Origin of the sequence: Bartonella sp. MU70NMGDW (assembly GCF_042194085.1) — a bacterium.
Lineage (GTDB): Bacteria > Pseudomonadota > Alphaproteobacteria > Rhizobiales > Rhizobiaceae > Bartonella > Bartonella grahamii.
In genome coordinates, this window is record NZ_JBHIMK010000139.1 from 1 (window position 1) to 3,478 (window position 3,478).

Genomic DNA, 3,478 nt, shown 5'->3' on the forward strand with positions numbered 1-3,478 from the left:
AACATGTTATGATCTTTACATCATTTAATGGGACTTACAAACATGCTTAATAAAGTGATTTTAATTGGTCATTTAGGCGCCAATCCAGAAAGCAAAACAATGTCATCTGGCATCGAGGTGGTCAATTTTCGTATAGCAACGTCTGAGAGCTATACAGACAAGGCAACCAATAAGAGAATAGACAAAACCGAATGGCATTCCATTGTGGTGTTTAATCCACACTTGGCAAAAATAGCACTTCAGTATCTCAGTAAAGGTAGCAAAGTTTATATCGAGGGGCGACTACAAACTCGTAAATGGCAAGATAAAAACGGTGTTGAACGGTATGTAACAGAAGTCATATTGCCTCAGTACAAAGGCGAGTTAAAGCTTTTAGATGGCAAAAATGATGATAATCAAGATCAGTCATCTGCTTATGACAGAAGCATTTACAGACCTCTTGATACGCCCCATACCGTTATGAATGACAGTGTTCCTTTTTAAATAAAAGGCGGTGTTATGAAAAAAAATAAAAAAAGGGGACGCCCTAAAATAGCAGGGCAGGTAAGAGAACCAAACGGACGTATATCACGTGCAAAAGCACCGCGTGAAGCCGTTGATAAATTGGCAATAGAAATGCGTGCAAAGCGCTTCGGTTTAACGCTACAAGAGGCAAAAAATCCACTTTCTGGTACTTATATAGGGCGACTTTGTTTGCAAGGTGTAATAATACAAGAGCAATATGATGCCGCCCAGCAGTATCTACAGATAAGAAACGATTACCTTTGTGCAAAAGGCTTGCCTAATGCGATTTATGACGAAATGCCGTCATCTTCAGATGATAAGGCAAGAGATAAGTGGGTAGCATTTGCAACAGAGCAGTTTATAAACACGCAAGAGGCACTAAAAGAAGCCCAATGCCTCTATAGACAATATAACCTTTATGCAGCGTTACAGTATCTCGTTATAGAAGATCAAATGCTACCACACCTTGTGAATTCATTACGTGTTGTTCTTAATGTGCTTCAGAAACATTTTGATCGTAAATGACAATCTCTATTACGGTTTCATTATATCATATATCGTTGGTAAGTCTCTGCAAAATCTAGCGACTTGTTTAGTGTTTTCATAATCACCGGTGCTCACGTCAGATACTACAACTATCATTTGTGTTTTGGGGCTAATGCCAGTTCCAGTCGAATTACTAAGAAATTTTTTTGCATAATAAATCATTGGATTTTTGCTGTTATTGGATTCGTTGTATGCCCACATAAAATCTCTTTCACTCCAATTATGTTCATAACGTAAACGACTTACTACATTGGGTAGCATTGCCCATGACATTTCTTCATTATACTCACCCCGCAATAAATTCACAAAGCGTCCACATAAAATAACGAATACGTGACGATGCAATACAGGATCAAATTTGGAAGGCATCTTATGATGGCCACGGCTGTATACAAATTCTTGTGCTTGGCTTAGCTTATTAAAATGCGTAAAGCCAGTATATTCTTTACTCGCGTATTTGTCGTAAAGTTGATTATACTTCTCTATAGTATCTACACTTGTAAACATACGCGTCAATTTGTCTATAAATCCAAATGACGCTGATGCAGGTAGCGCTGATATAGAAAAGAAAGCTATAAATGTTATGATGCGTGTTATGGATAATGATTTCATTATTTTGGATCCTTAATTATTCATAAGCGCTGTTTAACCGATTCACTTTGAAATTATCAATATGTGTTATTTTTATGTTGACAAATTGTAGCAAATCGTATTTAATGACATCGCTGTACTTAGGCGTATTGTGTCTAGATGAGAGGCAGTGCAGTTTGAAATCCCCGCAAATGCGGGGTTTTTTATTATCTAGAGGGTGTATTTTATGACATCACAAAATACAGAACAGGCTCCACAACCTATTAAAAAGCGTATACCCCCAAAGGCAGGTCAAGGGCGTGTCAAAGGCGTTCCGAATAAAGTGACGCGCATTTTAAAAGAGGCAGTGGTTAAGGCTGCTGAGAATGCTGGGAATAAAATTGGCAAGGATGGTTTGATCTCTTATTTGGAAAGATATTATCATAAAAAACACAATAAAGTCAATATGTTGAGCGTAATTATTTTATATGAATCCACTCAAGAATCCATCCTTTTATGCATGTTTAAATTGACTATTTTTTATATAAGATTGCCATGTATGAATAGACCATAAAAAGCAAATCATGATGTAAATATTATAACGCATGTAAACGTTCAAATGAAATGAAAAGCAGCTATCATTCATAACAGTTCATAAATTTTATGATACGTTTTTATCACAGCACAAATCACATTGTTTAAAATTTAGTTGTTTGAAATAATCGATAACATATGTTTAAAGATTACATCTTGTTTTAAAGATTGGTTTGTTTAATCGTATAAAGAACAAAATTATTGGTTCCCAAAATTGGGAAGCATAAAATCTATATTTATTATAGCAATATCTTATCACCTATTAGAGGATAATCGTTTGAAACTGTCATAAGCTTATAGGTTTAATTTATAAAGATTGCATAAAAGGATTTAAAGACAAATCGCTTTTAAAACGCTTTCTAAAAGTTTAGAAAACGATAAGTAAGCAGCATCAATATAGTATCACCACATATAAAATGAAAATCACAATGTTATATCTTATGAAAGAGAAAGCTTTTTAATGATATAACGCAAGCAAGAAAACTTCAAAACCATTGTAATCTCACATGGGATTTTATTCAATTTTGAGTCAAAAGCTGTAATGTTTAAAGAATGCTCTATTCTAAGATAATGCCCCCAAAAATGGACCGGCTAATATTTAAAGAAATTAGGTTTTAATGAAAAGTACAAATACGCCTATGAAAGCTCTTTAAATGCACGTTTAAACGTTTGAAACATAAAATGAGATCTTTATAAGAAACGTTAAAACTTTTTTTATCACAGTTATAACTTAGTTATCATTTGCTCTTAAGAACGTTTCATTTATGAAAAACGAAGATCTAGATTTCACAGCAGAGCAAAATCTTAAAAACCTTACACTTTATAAAAGCGTTTGTTTATTTATCTTATGAAAAGCTGCTTTTGAAAACCAACGCTCGTAAATGTAAAAAACCGTTTTGTTATAAGATATTCACTTAATATGCATTTGCTTTTGATTGGATTGTTAAAGCTACCGAGCATTTTGATTTGTTTGATACGTTTGATAGCCATGAAAGCATTTATAGGCTCTCTCATTCAAATGAGTGATTAAAGATCATACGCACATTTACGTTTCTTTTGATAAGTTTTCATATCTCTCATAGAGCGCTTGCAATATGATACGTTTTGTATATATGCATTCATTACTCCATTGTGGATGATTCATTTTAATCAATAAAAAACGCTATTTGAAAGCCGCGTCATATCATTTGGCACGGCTTTTTTTTATTTTACTCTCTCTTTTATGATATGTTTATAGCAATGCATTTTATATGCGTTTATAACC

At 33.8% G+C, this 3,478-nt stretch carries 4 protein-coding genes; 3 read left to right on the forward strand and 1 reads right to left on the reverse strand.

All coding sequences use genetic code 11. From position 1 onward, the window contains the following. The first annotated feature begins 42 nt into the window (after positions 1-42). The gene (ssb, locus tag ACFIKE_RS08740) at positions 43-483 is read left to right on the forward strand and encodes a single-stranded DNA-binding protein (RefSeq protein WP_375649347.1); all 441 of its coding nucleotides are present in this window, start codon (positions 43-45) and stop codon (positions 481-483) included. 15 nt (positions 484-498) lie between these two features. Further along, positions 499-1,029: a hypothetical protein gene (locus ACFIKE_RS08745; RefSeq protein WP_375649350.1), complete on the forward strand. Its 531-nt coding sequence runs from the start codon at positions 499-501 to the stop codon at positions 1,027-1,029. Positions 1,030-1,038: 9 nt separating this feature from the next. On the opposite strand, the gene ACFIKE_RS08750 is transcribed toward ACFIKE_RS08745, so the two are convergent. After that, positions 1,039-1,662: a hypothetical protein gene (locus tag ACFIKE_RS08750; protein WP_375649352.1), complete on the reverse strand. Its 624-nt coding sequence runs from the start codon at positions 1,660-1,662 to the stop codon at positions 1,039-1,041. Positions 1,663-1,867: 205 nt separating this feature from the next. Here ACFIKE_RS08750 and ACFIKE_RS08755 point away from each other — a divergent pair, with 205 nt between their 5' ends. Further along, positions 1,868-2,194: a hypothetical protein gene (locus ACFIKE_RS08755; protein WP_375649354.1), complete on the forward strand. Its 327-nt coding sequence runs from the start codon at positions 1,868-1,870 to the stop codon at positions 2,192-2,194. The last annotated feature ends 1,284 nt before the right edge of the window (positions 2,195-3,478 follow it).